At 56.9% G+C, this 16917-nt stretch carries 19 protein-coding genes; 12 read left to right on the top strand and 7 right to left on the bottom strand.

What is annotated here, in order from left to right; genetic code table 11:
• Window positions 1-71 precede the first annotated feature (71 nt).
• On the top strand, window positions 72-659 hold the full coding sequence (rsmD, locus tag F3J29_RS17355) for a 16S rRNA (guanine(966)-N(2))-methyltransferase (protein ID WP_166867947.1): 588 nt from the start codon (window positions 72-74) through the stop codon (window positions 657-659).
• A gap of 5 nt (window positions 660-664) precedes the next feature.
• Entirely contained in the window at window positions 665-934 is a 270-nt protein-coding gene (locus F3J29_RS17350; RefSeq protein WP_353620560.1) for a DUF1145 family protein, read from the top strand.
• Here F3J29_RS17350 and F3J29_RS17345 read toward each other — a convergent pair.
• Entirely contained in the window at window positions 922-1293 is a 372-nt protein-coding gene (locus F3J29_RS17345) for a DUF2500 domain-containing protein (protein WP_166867942.1), read from the bottom strand. The genes F3J29_RS17350 and F3J29_RS17345 overlap by 13 nt on opposite strands.
• Before the next feature lie 121 nt (window positions 1294-1414).
• On the opposite strand from F3J29_RS17345, the gene F3J29_RS17340 reads away from it, so the two are divergent.
• Window positions 1415-2041 carry a lysoplasmalogenase gene (locus F3J29_RS17340; RefSeq protein ID WP_166867940.1) on the top strand — a complete coding sequence of 209 codons (627 nt, stop codon included), beginning with the start codon at window positions 1415-1417 and terminating at the stop codon, window positions 2039-2041.
• A gap of 2 nt (window positions 2042-2043) precedes the next feature.
• Here the strand turns inward: F3J29_RS17340 and F3J29_RS17335 are convergent, their stop codons facing one another.
• The 3 genes from F3J29_RS17335 to F3J29_RS17325 all read right to left on the bottom strand — a co-directional run bounded on the left by F3J29_RS17335 (window position 2044) and on the right by F3J29_RS17325 (window position 5750).
• Complete coding sequence (locus F3J29_RS17335) at window positions 2044-3414, bottom strand: PTS transporter subunit EIIC (RefSeq protein WP_286175425.1); 1371 nt, start codon at window positions 3412-3414, stop codon at window positions 2044-2046.
• A 56-nt stretch (window positions 3415-3470) separates the two neighbouring features.
• Window positions 3471-4541 (bottom strand): SIS domain-containing protein, encoded by a 1071-nt coding sequence (locus tag F3J29_RS17330; RefSeq protein ID WP_166867936.1) that lies wholly within the window; start codon window positions 4539-4541, stop codon window positions 3471-3473.
• Between the two features lie 162 nt (window positions 4542-4703).
• Window positions 4704-5750 carry a LacI family DNA-binding transcriptional regulator gene (locus F3J29_RS17325; RefSeq protein WP_166867934.1) on the bottom strand — a complete coding sequence of 349 codons (1047 nt, stop codon included), beginning with the start codon at window positions 5748-5750 and terminating at the stop codon, window positions 4704-4706.
• Window positions 5751-5904: 154 nt separating this feature from the next.
• Between F3J29_RS17325 and zntA the strand changes: the two genes are divergently transcribed.
• Window positions 5905-8148 (top strand): Zn(II)/Cd(II)/Pb(II) translocating P-type ATPase ZntA, encoded by a 2244-nt coding sequence (gene zntA / locus F3J29_RS17320; protein WP_502706568.1) that lies wholly within the window; start codon window positions 5905-5907, stop codon window positions 8146-8148.
• Window positions 8149-8185: 37 nt separating this feature from the next.
• Here the strand turns inward: zntA and tusA are convergent, their stop codons facing one another.
• Window positions 8186-8431 carry a sulfurtransferase TusA gene (gene tusA / locus F3J29_RS17315; protein ID WP_008458604.1) on the bottom strand — a complete coding sequence of 82 codons (246 nt, stop codon included), beginning with the start codon at window positions 8429-8431 and terminating at the stop codon, window positions 8186-8188.
• A gap of 174 nt (window positions 8432-8605) precedes the next feature.
• Here tusA and F3J29_RS17310 point away from each other — a divergent pair, with 174 nt between their 5' ends.
• The 3 genes from F3J29_RS17310 (at window position 8606) to F3J29_RS17300 (ending at window position 11081) form a co-directional block, all read left to right on the top strand.
• Window positions 8606-9271 (top strand): 7-cyano-7-deazaguanine/7-aminomethyl-7-deazaguanine transporter, encoded by a 666-nt coding sequence (locus tag F3J29_RS17310; RefSeq protein WP_034809192.1) that lies wholly within the window; start codon window positions 8606-8608, stop codon window positions 9269-9271.
• Between the two features lie 72 nt (window positions 9272-9343).
• A complete protein-coding gene (locus F3J29_RS17305; protein ID WP_166867931.1) occupies window positions 9344-9901 on the top strand; it encodes a DcrB family lipoprotein in 558 nt (185 codons plus the stop codon).
• A gap of 130 nt (window positions 9902-10031) precedes the next feature.
• Window positions 10032-11081, top strand: a complete 1050-nt coding sequence (locus tag F3J29_RS17300) for an AI-2E family transporter (protein ID WP_166867929.1) — start codon at window positions 10032-10034, stop codon at window positions 11079-11081.
• A 6-nt stretch (window positions 11082-11087) separates the two neighbouring features.
• Here F3J29_RS17300 and F3J29_RS17295 read toward each other — a convergent pair whose 3' ends face one another.
• On the bottom strand, window positions 11088-11729 hold the full coding sequence (locus F3J29_RS17295) for an FMN-binding negative transcriptional regulator (RefSeq protein ID WP_166867927.1): 642 nt from the start codon (window positions 11727-11729) through the stop codon (window positions 11088-11090).
• A gap of 96 nt (window positions 11730-11825) precedes the next feature.
• Between F3J29_RS17295 and pdxR the strand changes: the two genes are divergently transcribed.
• Together pdxR and F3J29_RS17285 are read left to right on the top strand one after the other, a co-directional pair.
• A complete protein-coding gene (gene pdxR, locus F3J29_RS17290; protein ID WP_166867925.1) occupies window positions 11826-13313 on the top strand; it encodes a MocR-like pyridoxine biosynthesis transcription factor PdxR in 1488 nt (495 codons plus the stop codon).
• A 19-nt stretch (window positions 13314-13332) separates the two neighbouring features.
• Complete coding sequence (locus F3J29_RS17285) at window positions 13333-13938, top strand: ATP-dependent Clp protease proteolytic subunit (protein ID WP_008458618.1); 606 nt, start codon at window positions 13333-13335, stop codon at window positions 13936-13938.
• A gap of 36 nt (window positions 13939-13974) precedes the next feature.
• Here the strand turns inward: F3J29_RS17285 and F3J29_RS17280 are convergent, their stop codons facing one another.
• The gene (locus F3J29_RS17280) at window positions 13975-14877 is read right to left on the bottom strand and encodes a DMT family transporter (RefSeq protein ID WP_166867923.1); all 903 of its coding nucleotides are present in this window, start codon (window positions 14875-14877) and stop codon (window positions 13975-13977) included.
• Between the two features lie 286 nt (window positions 14878-15163).
• Between F3J29_RS17280 and F3J29_RS17275 the strand changes: the two genes are divergently transcribed.
• From F3J29_RS17275 to F3J29_RS17265, 3 genes are read left to right on the top strand one after another with little or no spacing between them, the layout of a single operon-like run.
• Entirely contained in the window at window positions 15164-15445 is a 282-nt protein-coding gene (locus tag F3J29_RS17275) for a hypothetical protein (protein ID WP_166867921.1), read from the top strand.
• Window positions 15446-15464: 19 nt separating this feature from the next.
• The gene (locus F3J29_RS17270; RefSeq protein WP_166867919.1) at window positions 15465-15809 is read left to right on the top strand and encodes a carboxymuconolactone decarboxylase family protein; all 345 of its coding nucleotides are present in this window, start codon (window positions 15465-15467) and stop codon (window positions 15807-15809) included.
• 52 nt (window positions 15810-15861) lie between these two features.
• On the top strand, window positions 15862-16872 hold the full coding sequence (locus F3J29_RS17265; RefSeq protein WP_166867917.1) for an alcohol dehydrogenase catalytic domain-containing protein: 1011 nt from the start codon (window positions 15862-15864) through the stop codon (window positions 16870-16872).
• Window positions 16873-16917: the final 45 nt, after the last annotated feature.

Genomic DNA, 16917 nt, shown 5'->3' with positions numbered 1-16917 from the left:
GTGGATTAAGGTTTCCTGGCCGGGCGAGCGCCGCTAGAATAGCCGCAAAATTTAGCATCGCAGTGAGAGCAATGAAGAAACCCCAATCCTCTGGTTCCGGCCAGATCCGCATCATCGGCGGCCAATGGCGCGGCAGAAAACTCCCGGTCCCGGACAGCCCCGGCCTGCGCCCGACGACCGACCGCGTGCGCGAAACGCTTTTCAACTGGCTGGCACCGTCGATGGTGGACGCTCATTGCCTCGACTGTTTTGCCGGCAGTGGCGCGCTTGGTCTGGAGGCGCTCTCTCGCTATGCCGCCAGCGCGACGCTGATTGAAATGGATCGCGCTGTCTCCCAGCAGCTGCAAAAGAACCTCGCGACCTTAAAAGCCAGCAATGGCAAGGTGCTCAACGCCAATACGCTGAATGTGCTCGCGCAGCCCGGCACGCAGCACAACGTCGTCTTCGTCGATCCGCCGTTCCGTAAGGGGTTGCTGGATGAAACGCTCAACCTGCTCGAGAAAAACGGCTGGCTCGCAGATGACGCGCTAATCTACGTAGAGAGTGAAGTAGAAAATGGTCTGCCAGCGGTGCCTGCCAGCTGGGCACTGCACCGAGAAAAAGTCGCCGGTCAGGTGGCTTATCGCCTGTTTATTCGTGAAGCTCAAGGAGCCGCATAATGCCGATTCTGATTAACTTTGGCCGCCTGCTGATGCTTTGCGTCTGGGGCTTTCTGATCTTTAACCTGATTCACCCTTATCCTCGCCCGCTGAACATTTTTGTTAACGTTGCGCTGATCTTCATGGTGATTATGCACGGCCTGCAGCTCAGTCTGCTGAAAGCCACGCAGCCCAAAGACGGCCCGGCGCTTGCCCGTGGTGAACAGATTAAGATTTTTGTTTTTGGCGTGTTTGAGCTGCTGGTCTGGCAGAAAAAGCTGCGTCAGGGCAAGTGAGTCTCTTCGGGGACGAAGCTGACAAAGCGCGTCCCCTTGTAACTCAACGTACCTTTATCCCCCACCGTCACCGCATGGTATTCCGCCGCTTCAACGCGCATTTTCATTTCCATCCCGCCGCTCTGCGGCGCAAACCAAACCTCATAGCGGATTGAGTCTTCCGGCGGAGTGACTTCACGCTGGCGAGAACGTCGGTCGTTGGATGGTTTTTCACGCTTGGTCGCCACCACCACTTTTTTCACGCTGAGCGGCGCGGCATCGTTTTCCCTGGTCTCGCGGCGCTGCTGAAAATAGCGAAAAGAGGCGGCCAGCACGATAACGACGACGATGGCGATAATAAAAACAGGGGGCTTGCTCATGGCTTTTTCTCTAATTGTCAGACACTTTTCAGCATAACCCTGGCACCGCGCCGTTGTCATCTGTGCCGCTTAGCCACTAGACTGAACGGTGTTACGCCAACAATTAAAATAAGGATATGCCATGCTTTGGTCATTTATTGCTGTTGCGTTATCGGCCTGGATTTACATTGATGCTTCCTGGCGCGGCTCCACCTGGCAGCGCTGGCTTTTCAAGCCGCTCACCCTGCTGCTCCTGCTGCTGTTGGCCTGGCAGGCACCGATGTTTGAAGCGACGGGCTACCTGATTGTGGCGGGTCTCCTGGCAACGCTGGTTGGTGATGCGCTCACGCTACTGCCTACCCAGCGTCTGCTGTACGCCGTGGGCGCTTTCTTCCTTTCGCACCTGCTGTACACCATCTATTTTGCCAGTCAGATGACCTTAGCCATCTTCTGGCCGCTGCCGCTGGCTCTGCTGATCGTTGGCGCGTTGCTGGTTGCCACTATCTGGACACGGCTGGACGCACTGCGCGTTCCCATTCTGACGTTTATCGGCATGACGCTGGTGATGGTCTGGCTTGCCGCCGAGCTTTATTTCTTCCGCCCGACGGATCCCAGCTTCTCCGGGTTTGTGGGGGCCAGCCTGCTGCTGCTGGGCAATATCGTCTGGCTGGTCAGCCACTATCGTCACCGCTTCAGAGGCGACAGCGCCATTGCCGCCGCCTGCTACTTTGCCGGGCACTTTATGATCGTTCGCGCCCTGTATATCTGAAGTTAACGCCTGTCTTCCGCCAGGGAGGCAGGTTCCAGCCTGCGGGTTTTGCCATAGATAATGGTCAACACCGCAGGCACCGTAAACGCCACCGCGATAGCAATCACCTCATAAATCATCTTCGATTCCGGCCCGCTAAACAGACCCAGTTCGAACACATTTAGCACCGGCAGGAAGCTGTAGGTTTTCACGCCCAGCAGCCCGGTAATCCCGCCGCCCAGCGCCGCACCAATGCAGCCGAAAACAAACAGCATGCGGTATTTCAGGTTCACACCGTACAGCGCCGGTTCGGTAATACCGAAGAAAGCGGAGAGCGAAGCGGAAATCGCAATCTGCTTATCTTTCAGGTTACGGGCAATAAAGATGGCGCCAAACACCGCCCCAAACTGCCCCATCACCGCCGACATAAACATCGCCATAATAGTGTCGTAGCCGTTGACCTGAATGTTAATCAGCGCCAGCGGAATAATGCCCCAGTGCACGCCAAACACCACGAACAGCTGCCCGATCCCCGCCAGCAGCGCGCCGGAAATCACCGGGCTGAGGTTGTACAGCCACGCGTAGCCGTTAGCAATGCCAACACCAACATAGTCAGCCACCGGGCCAATCACCGTAAACACCACAAAGCCGCTGACGATCAGCGACAAGCAGGGCACAAACACCAGCGCGGCGATCTCCGGGATCACCTTCTTCAGCCAGCGCTCGACGTGGCTCAGGAAGAGCACGGCAAACACCGCCGGGATCACCGCCCCGCCGTAGATTTTCACGTTCAGCGCCAGACCCATAACGTGGAAGGCGCCGGGCACGCTGGCATCCGTCAGCGGAAAAATCATCGCCGCCGTCAGCGCCAGGGCACTAAATTTATTGGCCTTAAAACGCTCCGCGGCCGTTACCGCGATAAACAGCGGCAGCATGACGAAAACGCCGCTGGAAAGCGCATTGAACACGGTGAATACATACGAATGGGTATCCACCAGATTCATTGTTTGCAGTAAAACCACAATCCCTTTCACCACACCCACGCCCGCCAGCACGCCGATATAAGGCGTGAAGATAGCGGAAAGCGTGGCCAGCAGGCGGTTAATCATCGAGCCCTGCGGCACAGACTCTGCTTCTGAGGATGGTTCTCCCATCTGCGCCGTGATTGCCTGAAAGACCTTTTCAACTTTCGGCCCGATAACAATCTGGAATTGTCCCGGGTTTTCAACCAGTTTGACCACCTCCGGCAGCTTATAAAGCGCGTCTTTATTGATCTTACTTTTATCTTTGATAGTAAAACGCAAACGGGTTGCGCAGTGGGTAAGATGCTCTATATTTTCTGCCTCGCCGACATGCTGAATTATCTGTCGGGCAAGTTGACTGAAGGTAGCCATAATCATTCCTCAGTAGCAAGGTAGGGACATTATTATTGTGTAGGGAATACTGAACCTCAGGCGTAATCGCCTGGCTTAGTTTTGCTTTTTACGGACACGCCAAAATCGGTAAAGATTCGCTGCGGCAGATTATTACCCTTTGCCTCAGCAATATGATGAGCCAATATCTGGAAAGGAATAACCACGATCAGCGGAGCAATAAATTCATCAACATCAGCTTTAATCGACAGCGTACGCGGATCGTTATCCTCACCTAATTTGATGGTGTATACGTAGTCGGTATATTTTTGCTCATAAGCCTTTAGCAGTAATAAGCGTTCACGAGCCACGCCCGGCGTATCAATAAAGAACATTCGGTGGTTGCCGTTCACTTCGAAATACGGCCCATGCATAAACGCTTCCAGCTCAATGCCCTGGGACGGCACGCGGATCGTCTCGGCAAACTTGGTTTCCATCTCTTTGATAACGCCGACGCTCGGCCCGTAGCCAATTGAGGTGAAGCGCGGGGAAGCGACCAGTTCGTCCTGCCATTTGGTGAAGAAAGCTTCGGTACCGGCAATCACGTCCGGAATAGATTTCACCGCAACGTCCAGCTTATGCAATTCAGCCGCTTCCTGTTCGGCGTCGATCTTCCCGCTGCGGCGTGCGACAAACACACCCAGCAGCATAAATTTCAGGATCGTAGCAACGTAGCCTTTAGTGACGTAGCCCACGCGTTCCTCGCCGATGTCGATATCAATAACGTGGTCCACGGCACGGGCAAGCTCGCTCGCAATTTTACCGGTGATGCCCAGCGTTTTGACCGAATGAGTCTGGCGAATATGCTGAATCGCGTTGATGGTGGAAGTGCTCTCCCCGCTCTGGGAAACGCCTATCACCAGATCGGTAGCTTCACTGAATTTTTCGTAATGCTGAAAGTGGAACGGCTCCTCGACGGTGATACGCACATCCGTCAGTTTTTCCACGTAGTATTTCGCGCTATTGATCGCATTAATGCTGGAGCCCGTGGCCAGTACCAGCCACTCTTTCTGCCCACCGAGCACCGGAAGATCGGACGGATAGCGAGACAACATGGCGCTTAACGTCGCCTGCTCTTCATGGATGTAAGTCATCATTGTCGGTTTCATCGGCTCTCCTGTAATCAAAACCTGAAAACGTTTTCAGGTTTTAGGCTAGAGGAGTCAGGCAAGGCTTGTCAACGCCAGATCGCGCAACTGTTAGCGGGATCAAAAAATAACGAGAAGGAAAGAAACGGGCGGATGCCTGGAAAAGAGATCCGCCGTTGAAAACTAACAGGATTCGCCGTTAAGCAGGGTAAGAGGGATTTTTTCTGCTGCGGTACCGGCAGCATTTTCATTCAAAATAGCCATTAACCTTGCCATCACCTCTTTGCCAATTAACGCATTCTGGTGGTCAACGGTGGTAATGCGGGGAATAAAATACTCGCTGCCAGGGAAATATTCACAGCTCACTATGGCGATATTATCTGGCACAGAAAGATTGTGATCTTTCAGCGCACGGATCGCGCCTTTAGCGACATGATCGTTAATTGCCACAATGGCTTCCGGCAAGACTTCATTCGTTGAAATCAGTGTTTCAATCGCCTCATAGCCATGCTGTAAATAAAAGTTATTCAGGACAATAAAACTATTTTCTATCGGTAATTTCGCAGCTTCCAGCTCTGCCCGAAATATAGCTTCTCGCTCGCGAGTAATATACACATTCTTTGACCCGCCGATAAAACCAATGCGCCGGTAACCTTTCTCAATCAGCTGGCGAGTGGCTAAGCGCACGCACCCCGCCTGATCGCGTTCAACGCAGGCATATTCCACCCCCGGCAGCTGGCGACCCACCACCACAACGGGCACGGCAGCAATCAGCTTTTTCAGCTCCTGCAGATAGGTTGCGGCAATGTCGTTGTAGTCGATATTACCGCCGAGAATAATCACGCCGTCTATCTGGCTGTCGGTAATGGAATTAAAAATATGCTCTTCGGGCACCACCGGCGCTTCGCGGGAGGTCCTGTTTGCCGATTGGGTGTCGTACAGCGTGACCTTGTAGCCCAGCCGTAAACTTTCGTGCTCAATCTGCGCCACCAGCATCACAAAGTAGGGGTTGCTGATATCGGAAACGACAATCGCCAGCGTCTGGGTTTTCTTGGAAATCATCCCCCGCGCCAGCAGATTCGGGCTGAAGTTATGCTCCTGAATCACTTTTTCAACCCGGCTACGCGTTTTGTCCGCCACCCAGCTGTTATTGTTGAGCACCCGGGAGACTGTGGCGATAGACACCTGCGCCAGCTCCGCAATATCCTTGATTGTCAGTGGTTTTTTCATCTATTCATTCTCATCCCGACCTGCGGATAATACTAGGGGAAGCGCCGTGGGGAAGCAAAGACCAATCCTGAAAACTGCCGTTGGCCAGCCAGAAACATCCGGCGCTAAAAAAGACGCTTGACTCTGGAGTCAACTCCAGAGAGTAACATCGGTAATGAGAAAATTATCATTACCGGAGGGCGCCATGCTCAACACACCTCAAGACGGCAAAAAGCCACCGCAGTTTGCGTTTGCCAAACTTAGCCCACTGCAGGCGGAAGGCCCCTCCTGCTGCGCCGATGACGCCTGCTCTGCACAAAAACCAGAGCCAGAAATTGCCGACAACGGCAGCCGCTACAGCTGGCACGTCGCGGGCATGGACTGCGCGGCCTGCGCACGCAAAGTGGAAAATGCGGTGAAACAGGTGAGAGATGTGCAGCAAGTTCAGGTGGTATTTTCTACCGAAAAACTGCTGGTCAGCGCTCCGCGCGATGTTCGCAGTGACGTTGAAAAAGCGGTCAAGGCCGCAGGCTACACCTTAAATGCAGGCAATGCACCGAAACAGGAAAAAAGCAGCAGCCTGCAAGAGAACCTGCCGCTGATCCTGCTCATCGTCCTGATGGCGATCAGCTGGGGGCTCGAGCAATTCAACCATCCGCTCGGCAACCTGGCGTTTATCGCTACCACCCTGGTTGGCCTGTGGCCGATAGCACGTCAGGCCGTGCGCCTGATCCGCAGCGGTAACTGGTTCGCCATTGAAACGCTGATGAGCGTCGCCGCCGTTGGCGCGCTGTTCATTGGCGCCACCGCCGAGGCGGCGATGGTCCTGCTGCTGTTCCTCATCGGCGAGCGTCTGGAATCCTATGCCGCCAGCCGCGCACGCCGCGGGGTAAGCGCCTTGATGGCGCTAAAGCCGGACGTCGCTATTCGCCTCCGGGACGGCGAGCGCGAAACCGTCGCGCAGGCCGATCTTCGCCCAGGCGACGTGATTGAAGTTGCCGCCGGAGGCAGACTGCCCGCCGACGGACGCCTGCTCAGCGGTTTTGCCAGCTTCGACGAAAGCGCCTTAACCGGGGAATCCGTACCGGTAGAGCGCCAGCAAGGTGAAAAGGTCGCTGCGGGCAGCACCAGCGTGGATCGCCTTGTTCAGCTGGAGGTCATTTCCGAACCCGGCGACAGCGCTATCGACCGCATTTTGCGGCTGATTGAAGAAGCCGAGGAACGCCGCGCGCCTATCGAACGCTTTATCGATCGTTTTAGCCGGATTTACACGCCGATCATCATGCTGCTCGCGCTGCTGACCGCCGTGATCCCGCCGCTGTTCTTCGGCCAGGGCTGGGAGCCGTGGATCTATAAGGGCCTGACGCTACTGCTGATCGGCTGCCCATGCGCGCTGGTTATCTCCACGCCTGCGGCCATTACTTCAGGTCTTGCCGCAGCGGCTCGCCGAGGCGCGTTGATTAAAGGCGGGGCCGCGCTGGAGCGTCTCGGTCAAATCCAGCAGGTCGCGTTCGACAAAACCGGCACCCTGACGGCAGGTAAGCCTCAGGTTACGGCCATTGCGGTGGAAGAAGGGATAGAAGAAGACCAGCTTCTGGCGCTTGCTGCGGCGGTTGAACAAGGCTCCACCCACCCGCTGGCGCAGGCCATTGTCAACGCGGCGCAGCAGCGCAACTTGCCTCCTGTCGCCGCAGAAAACCACCGCGCGCTCGCCGGGGTTGGCGTAGAAGCGAGCATTCAGGGCGAAACGCTGTTGCTCAGTTCACCGTCTAAACTGGACGGCCAGACACTCAGCGAAACCTGGCAAAGACGTATCGCGAAGCAGGAAGAAGAAGGCCAGACGGTTATCGTGATACTGCGTTCGGGGCAACTGCTGGGTACCATCGCCATGCGCGATACTCTGCGCAGCGATGCCCGTGAAGCTGTTTTGGCACTCCATCAGTTGGGCATTCAGGGCGTGATGCTGACGGGGGATAACCCACGCGCGGCGGCGGCAATAGCCAATGAACTGGGTATTGAGTACCGTGCCAGCCTGCTCCCGGCAGACAAAGTGGCGGCGGTGAACAAACTGAACGCTACCGCACCGCTGGCGATGGTCGGCGACGGCATCAACGATGCTCCGGCGATGAAAGCGGCCACCATCGGCATCGCGATGGGCAGTGGTACCGACGTCGCGCTGGAAACGGCAGATGCCGCCCTGACCCACAATCGCCTGACCGAACTGGCCGGTATGGTGCGGCTCGCCAGAGCGACCCATAACAACATTCGTCAGAACGTGACGATTGCGCTGGGGCTGAAGGGAATTTTCCTCGTCACCACCCTGCTCGGCCTGACCGGCCTGTGGCTGGCGGTGCTGGCAGACTCAGGCGCTACCGCACTGGTCACGGTGAACGCCATTCGCCTGCTGCGGAAGAAATAGTTTTCGAGAGATAACGGGGCGCGAACATGCGCCTCGTTTAATGACTTTTACGCAGCAAATAGCGGTAAGGCAGCGCGTCGGTTTCGCTGGCCACCAGTTCGTGCTCCATAAAGCGGCAGAAACCGGGGATATCGCGCGTAGTGGCCGGGTCATCGGCGATCACCAACAGCGTTTCACCGACGGGCATATTGCGCACGGTTTTGCGCACCATCATCACCGGCTCCGGGCAGCGCAGGCCAAGAGCATCCAGCGTGTGGTCAGGGGTTGCGAACAAATCGGTCATAGTACTCTCAGGTCGTCAAAAACCGCGCTAGTTTACGCCGGGTAAAATCTGGCGCAAGCCGCGTGAACGATTGCGTTAAAATTAACCATTGCATTGAGAAACTAAAGCAGTATCATCCCCGTGCTTTACATTTTTGACTGGGTTCCCTCACCCCACTACTAAAAAGGCTACAACATGATGCAGTTCAGCACTCGCCAGCGCACTAATGCGCTGTTTTGGCTATCGCTTTTTCATTTGCTGGTGATCACCTCCAGCAACTATCTGGTTCAGCTTCCGGTCTCCGTCTTCGGGTTTCATACCACCTGGGGCGCCTTCAGCTTCCCGTTTATCTTCCTCGCGACCGACCTCACGGTGCGTATTTTTGGCGCTCCGCTGGCGCGGCGGATTATTTTCGCGGTGATGATCCCGGCGCTGGTGATTTCCTACGGCATCTCCTCGCTGTTTTACATGGGAAGCTGGCAGGGCTTTGAAGCGCTAACCCACTTCAACCTGTTTGTTGCCCGTATCGCGGTTGCCAGCTTCATGGCTTACGCGCTCGGCCAGATTCTGGACGTGCACGTCTTTAACCGCCTGCGCCAGAATCACTGCTGGTGGCTGGCGCCTACGGTATCCACGCTGTTCGGTAACGTGAGCGATACGCTGTCGTTTTTCTTTATCGCTTTCTGGCGCAGCCCGGACGCCTTTATGGCCCAGCACTGGGTAGAAATCGCCGTGGTCGATTACTGCTTCAAAGTGCTTATCAGCCTGGTATTCTTCCTGCCGATGTACGGCGTTCTGCTGAATATGCTGTTGAAACGCCTCGCAGATAAATCTGAAATCTCCGCGCTGCAGCCTGGTTAAACGCGGGCTGAATATCTTGTGTTAAGATGCAAGGATTAGCCTTTTGGCTTGCTAACGGAAAGGAAGAACGCGATGCGCAAACTGGTAAAATATGTCGGTATTGGCCTGCTGGTAGTGGGTCTTGCCGCCTGTGATAATAACGACAGCAAAACCGCCACCGCCGGCGCGCCGGAAGCCAGCAGCGCCAGCGGTCAGCCTGTTGAACTGCTGGACGGCAAGCTGAGCTTTGCTCTGCCAGCGGACATGAGCGATCAGAGCGGCAAGGTGGGCACCCAGTCCAACAACATGCACGTTTATTCTGACGCAACCGGCCAGAAAGCGGTGATCGTGATTGTCAGCGACAACCCTACTAGCGACCTTGCCACGCTGGCAAAAGGCCTGGAAGAGCAGCAGCGCGCGCGCGACCCGCAGCTTCAGGTTGTGACCAACAAATCCATCGAGATTAAAGGCCACACGCTGCAGCAGCTGGACAGCGTGATCTCCGCCAAAGGGCAGACCGCCTACTCTTCCATCATCATTGGCAAAGTGGACGATAAACTGCTGACCATGCAGATCACCCTGCCTGCGGATAACCAGCAGCTGGCACAGACCAACGCGGAAAACATCATCAACACCATCGCCATCAAATAATCGCCGCACGATACATCAATGGCTCCGCCTTCGCGGGGCCATTTTTTTCCTTCATTTTCAGACAGAATGCCACCGCCACCCCGCCAGGAAGCACTACACTAAAAGCACCTTTTCCCGATCGGACGTCTGCATGACAGCCCCACAACCTGATAAGACCGGCCTGCATATTTTGCTCAAGCTCGCGGCACTGGTGATCATTCTCGCCGGTATTCACGCCGCGGCTGACATCATCGTTCAGCTGCTGCTGGCCGTATTTTTCGCCATTGTTCTCAATCCGCTGGTGACCTGGTTTATGCGCCGCGGCGTTAATCGCCCGCTGGCGATCGGCATCGTGGTGCTGGTCATGCTGGTGATGCTCACGCTGCTGGTCGGCGTCCTGGCAACATCGATGAATGACTTCATGGAACAGATGCCGCAGTTCAACAAACTGCTGACGCAGAAAGTGCGTGAAATCGAGCACGCGATGCCGTTTTTACACCTGCCGCTGTCGCCGGAACGCCTGCTGCAAAAGCTGGACTCCGACAAACTAATGACCTTTGCCACAGCGCTGATGACCGGGCTTTCCGGGGCAATGGCCAGCGTTCTTTTACTGGCAATGACGGTGATTTTTATGCTGTTTGAGGTGCGCCATGTGCCTTATAAACTCCGTTTTGCCCTGGCAAACCCTAAGCTGCATATCGCCGGCATGCACCGCGCGCTGAAAGGCGTTACCCACTATCTGGCGCTGAAAACCTTTATCAGTTTACTGACCGGGATCGTTATCTGGCTGGGGCTAAAGCTGCTGGGCGTGCAGTTTGCGCTGATGTGGGGCGTGCTGGGCTTCTTGCTCAACTACATTCCCAACATTGGGTCGGTTATCTCCGCCGTGCCGCCGATGATTCAGGCTCTGCTGCTCAACGGCACCTATGAGATGCTGATGGTCGGGGCGCTGTTCCTGGTGGTGCATATGGTGCTGGGGAATATTCTGGAGCCCCGCATGATGGGGCGTGGGCTGGGGATGTCGACCTTTGTGGTATTTCTCTCCCTGCTCTTCTGGGGCTGGCTGCTCGGTCCGGTAGGCATGCTGCTCTCGGTGCCACTCACCAGCGTGTGTAAGATCCTCATGGAATCGACCCAGGGCGGAGCGAAGCTGGCAATTCTGCTGGGCCCCGGCAGGCCGAAAAAACGCCTGCCGGGATAATGCCGGTTACTCTTTCTCGCGCCCGGCGAGGCTGTCCAGCATGGCCTCGCCAATACCCAGTTCGCCGTTTGCCATCAACCCCTTTGCCGCCCCGGCCTGATCCTCCCGCTTCTTGTTCTGCCCGAGCTTGTTCTTGCCGACAAGCGAGGTCAGCGGGATTTCTATGCCGACAATCGCTTTCAGCATAGCGCCGATAAACGCCGGAGGCGCATCGCTTACCTGCCACGGGAGGTTCATCCGCGCTTCCTGCTGCTGTGTCAGACTGGTTATCTGCCGAAGAACAAAATCCGCATCGTCCCGCACCGCAATCCTCCCCCGCGCCTGCGCGGTCTGGTAGTTCCAGGTCGGCACCTCTTTGTGATGCTCCTGCTTACCCGGATACCAGCTCGGGGAGATATAACCTTGTGCGCCACGGAACACCACCAGCACGTCCTGCTCGGGTTGAAGGCCGCGCCATAAGGGATTCGCGCGGGCGATATGCGCGCGGAGCGTGCCGAATTCACCCGCATCAGGGCAAAGCTCAAAGGGAATATCAAACGCTTCCAGCACGCCTTCAATTGGCACGATGAGCAGACCCAGAGGATTGGCCTGAATTAGCCGCCGCAGCACAGCAATATCGGGCTCCTGAAAAGGGCGAGGAATATACATGGACAGACCTTTATTTGCGCTAATTTTGCCCAGCTTATGTTCGAAGTGGTTTATGATAAAGAACCAGATTAAAGCAATATGACCGAGCCACAATTCATGTCACGTAAAGCCCGAGCCGTAGATATCCCCGCCATTGGCGAGCTTGACCGCCGCAGCGGGCAGCTTAGTTTGCAGCTGGCCAAAGCGCTGAAAAACGCCATTCACAAAGGTGAACTGAAAAGCGGCGATCTGCTGCCCTCCACCCGCGTCTTGTCGGGCGCCCTTAGCGTGGCGCGTGGCACCGTACTGGAAGCGTTCGAGCAGCTGGTTGCAGAAGGGTTTCTGGAGTCGAAACACGGCTCTGGCACCCGCGTGGCCTACGCCCCGGAAAGCCCGCAACCCGAACCGGCGGCTCGTACAGCGGCAGCCATCCCGCTGTCTGCCCAGGCTCAGGCCTTTGCCAGAGTTGGCGAGCAGCTTAAAACGCTGGCGCCGAAGCCGTTTGCCGTTTCCGTTCCGGTTGGGGACACGGCTCCGGACGACGTGTGGCGCAGGTTAGGCAACCGCATTCGGGCACGAGGCGCAGGTGCCCCGTCGGGCTATGCCGACCCGCAAGGCGTTCTGGTTTTACGTGAAGCTATCTGTGAATACGTCAGAAAGTCGCGCTCGGTGCGCTGCACCCCGGAGCAGGTCATTATCACCTCCGGCAACCAGCACGGCCTGTATCTGACGCTGCAAATCCTGCTGGAAGCGGGCGATGCCGTCTGGATGGAGGAGCCTGGCTACCCTGGGGCCACCTCGCTGTTTGAGACGATGTTCCGCGATCGGACAATGGTCAGAGTCGCCGTGGACGACGAAGGACTGGACGTTGAACTGGGGAAAAAGCTGGCTCCCAATGCCCGCGCTGCGTTTGTCACGCCCTCGCACCAGTACCCGTTAGGCATGCCGCTCAGCATGTCGCGCCGCGCCGCATTGCTGGAATGGGCGCAGGCAAGCCAGGCCTGGATCATTGAAGACGACTACGACAGCGAGATGCGCTACGCGGGCCACCCGTTCCCGGCGCTGCAGGGCCTGGGGCCGGAGAACGTTATCTACCTCGGCACCTTCAGCAAAATCCTCTTCCCGTCGCTGCGCCTTGGCTACGCCGTAGTGCCAAAGCAGCTGGTTTCTGCCTTCTGCGGGGCGCGAATTCTGATGGACAGGCAGCCGCCAGGGGCCGACCAGCACGTGCTGGCGAGCTTTATTTCGGAGGGGCACCTCGATCGCCACCTGCGCAAAATGCGCGGTGTTTATGCTGAAAAACGCCGCGTATTAATGGCGGCGGTAGAACAATACATTTCCCCGGACGTGGCCTGGCTTCAGCCCTGCGACCAGGGCATGCACATGGTGCTTTGGCTGCGTCAGGGCCTGGACGATCATCATGTTGTGGAGCGGGCAATGCGGGCCGGAATCGCCGTTCGCGCGGTGTCGCACATGTTTACCCCAGAAAAGCAGAAATCCGGCATTCTGCTTGGCCTCGGCGGCTACAGCGACGAAGAGATCGTTCGCGCCGTGCAGCGTCTGAATGAAGTGCTATGCTCAAGTGCATCCCTGATTACACAATGAAACTGGCAGGAGCCTGATTATGCTGACCTATTTAGAAAAAGATGAACCTGAAGAAAGCGCCACCCCTGCCAATGCGTCGGGGCTGATGCAGCAAAAAATGCTGGATTCCCGCTCAATTATTATCTCCGGCGAAATCACTCAGGCGATCACCAAAGAGGTGGTTGCCCAACTTCTGCTACTGCAAAGCATTAACGACAAGCCAATCAAGCTGTACCTCAACAGCCAGGGCGGCCACGTTGAGGCGGCGGACACCATTCATGACGTGATCAAATTCATCAAGCCGGAAGTCCATATCATCGGCACCGGCTGGGTTGCCAGCGCCGGGATCACCATCTTCCTCGCGGCGGACAAAAAGCACCGCTATTCGTTACCAAACACGCGCTTTATGATCCACCAGCCGCTGGGCGGCGTGCGCGGCCAGGCCACGGACATTGAGATCGAAGCCAGAGAGATTATTCGCATGCACGACCGCGTGAACAAGATGATCTCAGAAGCTACCGGCCAGCCGCTGGAGAAGGTGAAGCAGGACACCGACCGTAACTACTGGATGTCGCCGAAAGAAGCTATCGACTACGGGATTGTCGGCAAAGTCATTACCAGCTTCTCCGAGCTGAATATCGACTAACCTCTGAGAAACCGCCTTCACCGGCGGTTTTTCTTTTTAGCGGGAAAAGCGCTTCGCGCCGAACACGCAAACCAGCACGCCAAGCATCACGGCGATCATCGATGTATGTACTTCTTCATGCAGCAGCAGTCCTGCAAGCAACAGACCAAAAAAGGGCTGTAACAATTGCAGTTGCCCGACGGCGGCAATCCCGCCCAGCGCCAGGCCGCGATACCAGAAAATAAACCCTATCCACATACTGAACAGCGACACGTAACCCAGCGCGAACCACGCCTGAGCGCTGATGGAAGTCTCCGCCGATGGGACGGTAAAAGCAGCAGCCACGGCGCTAAGCGGCAGAGAAATCACCAAAGCCCACGAAATCACCTGCCAGTCGCCCAACCGCCGGGTTAGCACCGCTCCTTCGGCATAACCCAGCCCGCACAGCGCAATGGCGCCCAGCATCAGCGCATCGCCCTGCCAGCTACTCGCTGTCCCGTGGCGCAAAGCAAAACCCGCCACCAGCGCGGCCCCTACCAGAGAAAATAGCCAGAAAGCCGCTTTTGGCCTTTCTCCTCCGCGCAGCACGCCAAAACAGGCGGTCGCCAGCGGCAGCAGGCCGACATAAACCAGCGAATGCGCAGAGGTCGTGTGCTGCAAAGCCAGGGCAGTCAGCAGCGGGAAACCCAGCACCACGCCGACAGCCACCAGGCAAAGCGGCAACCAATCTTTCCGCAGCGGCCGCGGCTGCCGCAAAATCAGCAGCGTGCCGGCCGCCAGCAGCGCCGCAAGAGTGGCCCGGATCGCCGTCAGAAAAAGAGGATCAAGCTCCAGCACCGCAACGCGCGTCGCAGGCAGCGAACCGCTAAAAATAAGCATCCCCAAAAAGCCGCTGATCCAGCCTCGGGTTTGCGGGTGAGTTGTCGGCTGACTTAGCGGCAACGTGTTTTTGATGTGCATAGCAACTCCGGGTCTTCAGATTGGTTTTCCATTCTGCGCAATCGCCGCGCGGCCAACAGATCCACAATGAACAAGAATCACCAGGCCAGCAAAAATCCCGCCCAGCAAAGAAGAAAATCTATCTCGACAGTCAAGATTAAGTCATTTGTTAACCCTCACGCTGATTCACATAATGCGCCAACACGGAGAGGCAAGCGGCAGCCTTTTTCTTCTTCGCTCTGTCGCTTTTCCTCCCTCATCTCCGCTCGTGCAACGGCATGAGCCACACAACAAGAGGCAGTAAACCATGGCTTATTTGCAAATCACCCTTGATATCAGCGCGCAAAATCGCGCCGCAGCCGCGGGCGTTTACCAGCAGTACAAAGCGGCCTTCCTGACCACCATCGACGGTGCAGTTTCCAAGGAACTGCTGATCCGCGAGCAGGACGTCCAGGTACTGCACGGCTTTAACACCGCCGCTCAGGCCGAAGCCTATTTGAGTTCGGAACTGTTTACCCGCGACGTGGTTGAAGCGCTGAAACCGTTCCTGAACGCCGCCCCGGAAGTCCGCATTTATAGCGTCGGCTGAAATTAACTGAGAGGCTTGTATGTTGCTGAACTGGAATGAACATCGCGAAGAATTACTGGGTGTGGTGGGCGATTACGCGAAGCTGCAGCCGGAGTTTATGAAAGGGCTGATGAAGATGGACGCGGGCGCTTCCGCCATGGGCCACCTGGACGCCAAAACCCACGAGCTGATTGCGCTGGCGGTGGCGGTAACCACCCGCTGCGACGGCTGCCTGTCGGTGCACGTAAAAGCCGCCGCAAAACACGGCGCAACCCGGGAAGAAATTGCCGAAGCGCTGGCGGTCGCCATTTCGCTGAACACCGGAGCGGCGCTGACCTACACCGCTCACGCCCTGGACGCGTTCGACGCGCTGCCAAAAGCCTGAGCCTAAGCGGCATCCTTCCTGAGGGTGCCGTTTTTTTCACCGGAGAAAGCAAATGACCTACAAAGCGATGCAGGCCAGCGGCAACGGCAGCCTGGAGCTTGTTGAACGCCCTATACCTGAGCCTGGCGCAGGCGAAGTGCTGATAAAAATAGAAGCCTGCGGCATCTGTGGCGCTGACGGCGGCGTTATCGACGGCCAAGAAAAGAACGTGACTTACCCGCGCGTGCCGGGGCATGAGGTTGTCGGCACGCTGGTCAAACTCGGCAGCGGCGTACCGTCTGGCCTGCGTGTTGGGCAAAGGGTTGGGGTGGGCAGGCTTGGCGGACATTGCCATGAATGTGATGCCTGCCGTCGCGGCGAGTTCACGCTTTGCAATCATCAACCGATCGTCGGCAGTTCGCAGGACGGCGGCTATGCCGAAATGATGCTGACGAAGGCGACCGGCCTTGTGGCTATCCCGGATGCGCTAAGCACAGTGACCGCCGCGCCGCTGCTTTGCGCCGGAATAGCCACCTTTAACGCGGGGCGTAAATCAGGCGCACGGCCCGGTGACAGCATCGCAGTCCTCGGCATCGGCGGCTTAGGCCACCTGGCAGTGCAATATGCCGCCAAAATGGGGCTCCGGGTTATCGCCATCGGGCGTGGGAACGATAAAGCACCAGCTGCCCTGGCGCTGGGAGCCAGTGATTACCTCGATAGCACCGCGGGCAACCCTGCCGAAGCGCTGAAAAAGCTCGGCGGTGTAACCGCGATCGTCACCACGGTGACGGACAACGCTATCGCGTCCTCTCTGCTGCCCGCCCTGCAGCCCAAAGGCAAGCTGATGGTGCTCGGCGTCGGTCAGCAACCGCTCGTGCTTTCTCCGGGAATGCTGGTTGGCCGGGAGCTGTCCGTTGAAGGTTCGCTTACCGGCACGCCCTACGAAACCGAAAGCGCCCTGCGTTTTAGCCTGCGGCATAACGTGCAGCCGATGACGGAAATATTCCCGCTGGCACAGGCCAACGAAGCGTGGCAAAAAATGAAGTCCGGCAAGGCACGATTCCGCATAGTGCTCACGATGTAGAACCCGGCGGCCGTTTTTAATTTAAAAAATTTTCTGCCTGATTTT

Origin of the sequence: Enterobacter sp. Cy-643 (assembly GCF_011752815.1) — a bacterium.
In the GTDB taxonomy this organism is placed as follows: Bacteria; Pseudomonadota; Gammaproteobacteria; order Enterobacterales; family Enterobacteriaceae; genus Cedecea.
This window is presented reverse-complemented; position numbering and strand designations above follow the sequence as displayed.

What these genes read in the sequence shown, in the direction of transcription:
- rsmD (WP_166867947.1), top strand. Translation starts at nt 72, where the DNA reads ATGAAGAAACCCCAATCCTCTGGTTCCGGCCAGATCCGCATCATCGGC.
- F3J29_RS17345 (WP_166867942.1), bottom strand. Translation starts at nt 1,293, where the DNA reads ATGAGCAAGCCCCCTGTTTTTATTATCGCCATCGTCGTCGTTATCGTG.
- F3J29_RS17340 (WP_166867940.1), top strand. Translation starts at nt 1,415, where the DNA reads ATGCTTTGGTCATTTATTGCTGTTGCGTTATCGGCCTGGATTTACATT.
- F3J29_RS17335 (WP_286175425.1), bottom strand. Translation starts at nt 3,414, where the DNA reads ATGGCTACCTTCAGTCAACTTGCCCGACAGATAATTCAGCATGTCGGC.
- F3J29_RS17330 (WP_166867936.1), bottom strand. Translation starts at nt 4,541, where the DNA reads ATGAAACCGACAATGATGACTTACATCCATGAAGAGCAGGCGACGTTA.
- F3J29_RS17325 (WP_166867934.1), bottom strand. Translation starts at nt 5,750, where the DNA reads ATGAAAAAACCACTGACAATCAAGGATATTGCGGAGCTGGCGCAGGTG.
- zntA (WP_502706568.1), top strand. Translation starts at nt 5,905, where the DNA reads ATGAGAAAATTATCATTACCGGAGGGCGCCATGCTCAACACACCTCAA.
- tusA (WP_008458604.1), bottom strand. Translation starts at nt 8,431, where the DNA reads ATGACCGATTTGTTCGCAACCCCTGACCACACGCTGGATGCTCTTGGC.
- F3J29_RS17310 (WP_034809192.1), top strand. Translation starts at nt 8,606, where the DNA reads ATGATGCAGTTCAGCACTCGCCAGCGCACTAATGCGCTGTTTTGGCTA.
- F3J29_RS17305 (WP_166867931.1), top strand. Translation starts at nt 9,344, where the DNA reads ATGCGCAAACTGGTAAAATATGTCGGTATTGGCCTGCTGGTAGTGGGT.
- F3J29_RS17300 (WP_166867929.1), top strand. Translation starts at nt 10,032, where the DNA reads ATGACAGCCCCACAACCTGATAAGACCGGCCTGCATATTTTGCTCAAG.
- F3J29_RS17295 (WP_166867927.1), bottom strand. Translation starts at nt 11,729, where the DNA reads ATGTATATTCCTCGCCCTTTTCAGGAGCCCGATATTGCTGTGCTGCGG.
- pdxR (WP_166867925.1), top strand. Translation starts at nt 11,826, where the DNA reads ATGTCACGTAAAGCCCGAGCCGTAGATATCCCCGCCATTGGCGAGCTT.
- F3J29_RS17285 (WP_008458618.1), top strand. Translation starts at nt 13,333, where the DNA reads ATGCTGACCTATTTAGAAAAAGATGAACCTGAAGAAAGCGCCACCCCT.
- F3J29_RS17280 (WP_166867923.1), bottom strand. Translation starts at nt 14,877, where the DNA reads ATGCACATCAAAAACACGTTGCCGCTAAGTCAGCCGACAACTCACCCG.
- F3J29_RS17275 (WP_166867921.1), top strand. Translation starts at nt 15,164, where the DNA reads ATGGCTTATTTGCAAATCACCCTTGATATCAGCGCGCAAAATCGCGCC.
- F3J29_RS17270 (WP_166867919.1), top strand. Translation starts at nt 15,465, where the DNA reads ATGTTGCTGAACTGGAATGAACATCGCGAAGAATTACTGGGTGTGGTG.
- F3J29_RS17265 (WP_166867917.1), top strand. Translation starts at nt 15,862, where the DNA reads ATGACCTACAAAGCGATGCAGGCCAGCGGCAACGGCAGCCTGGAGCTT.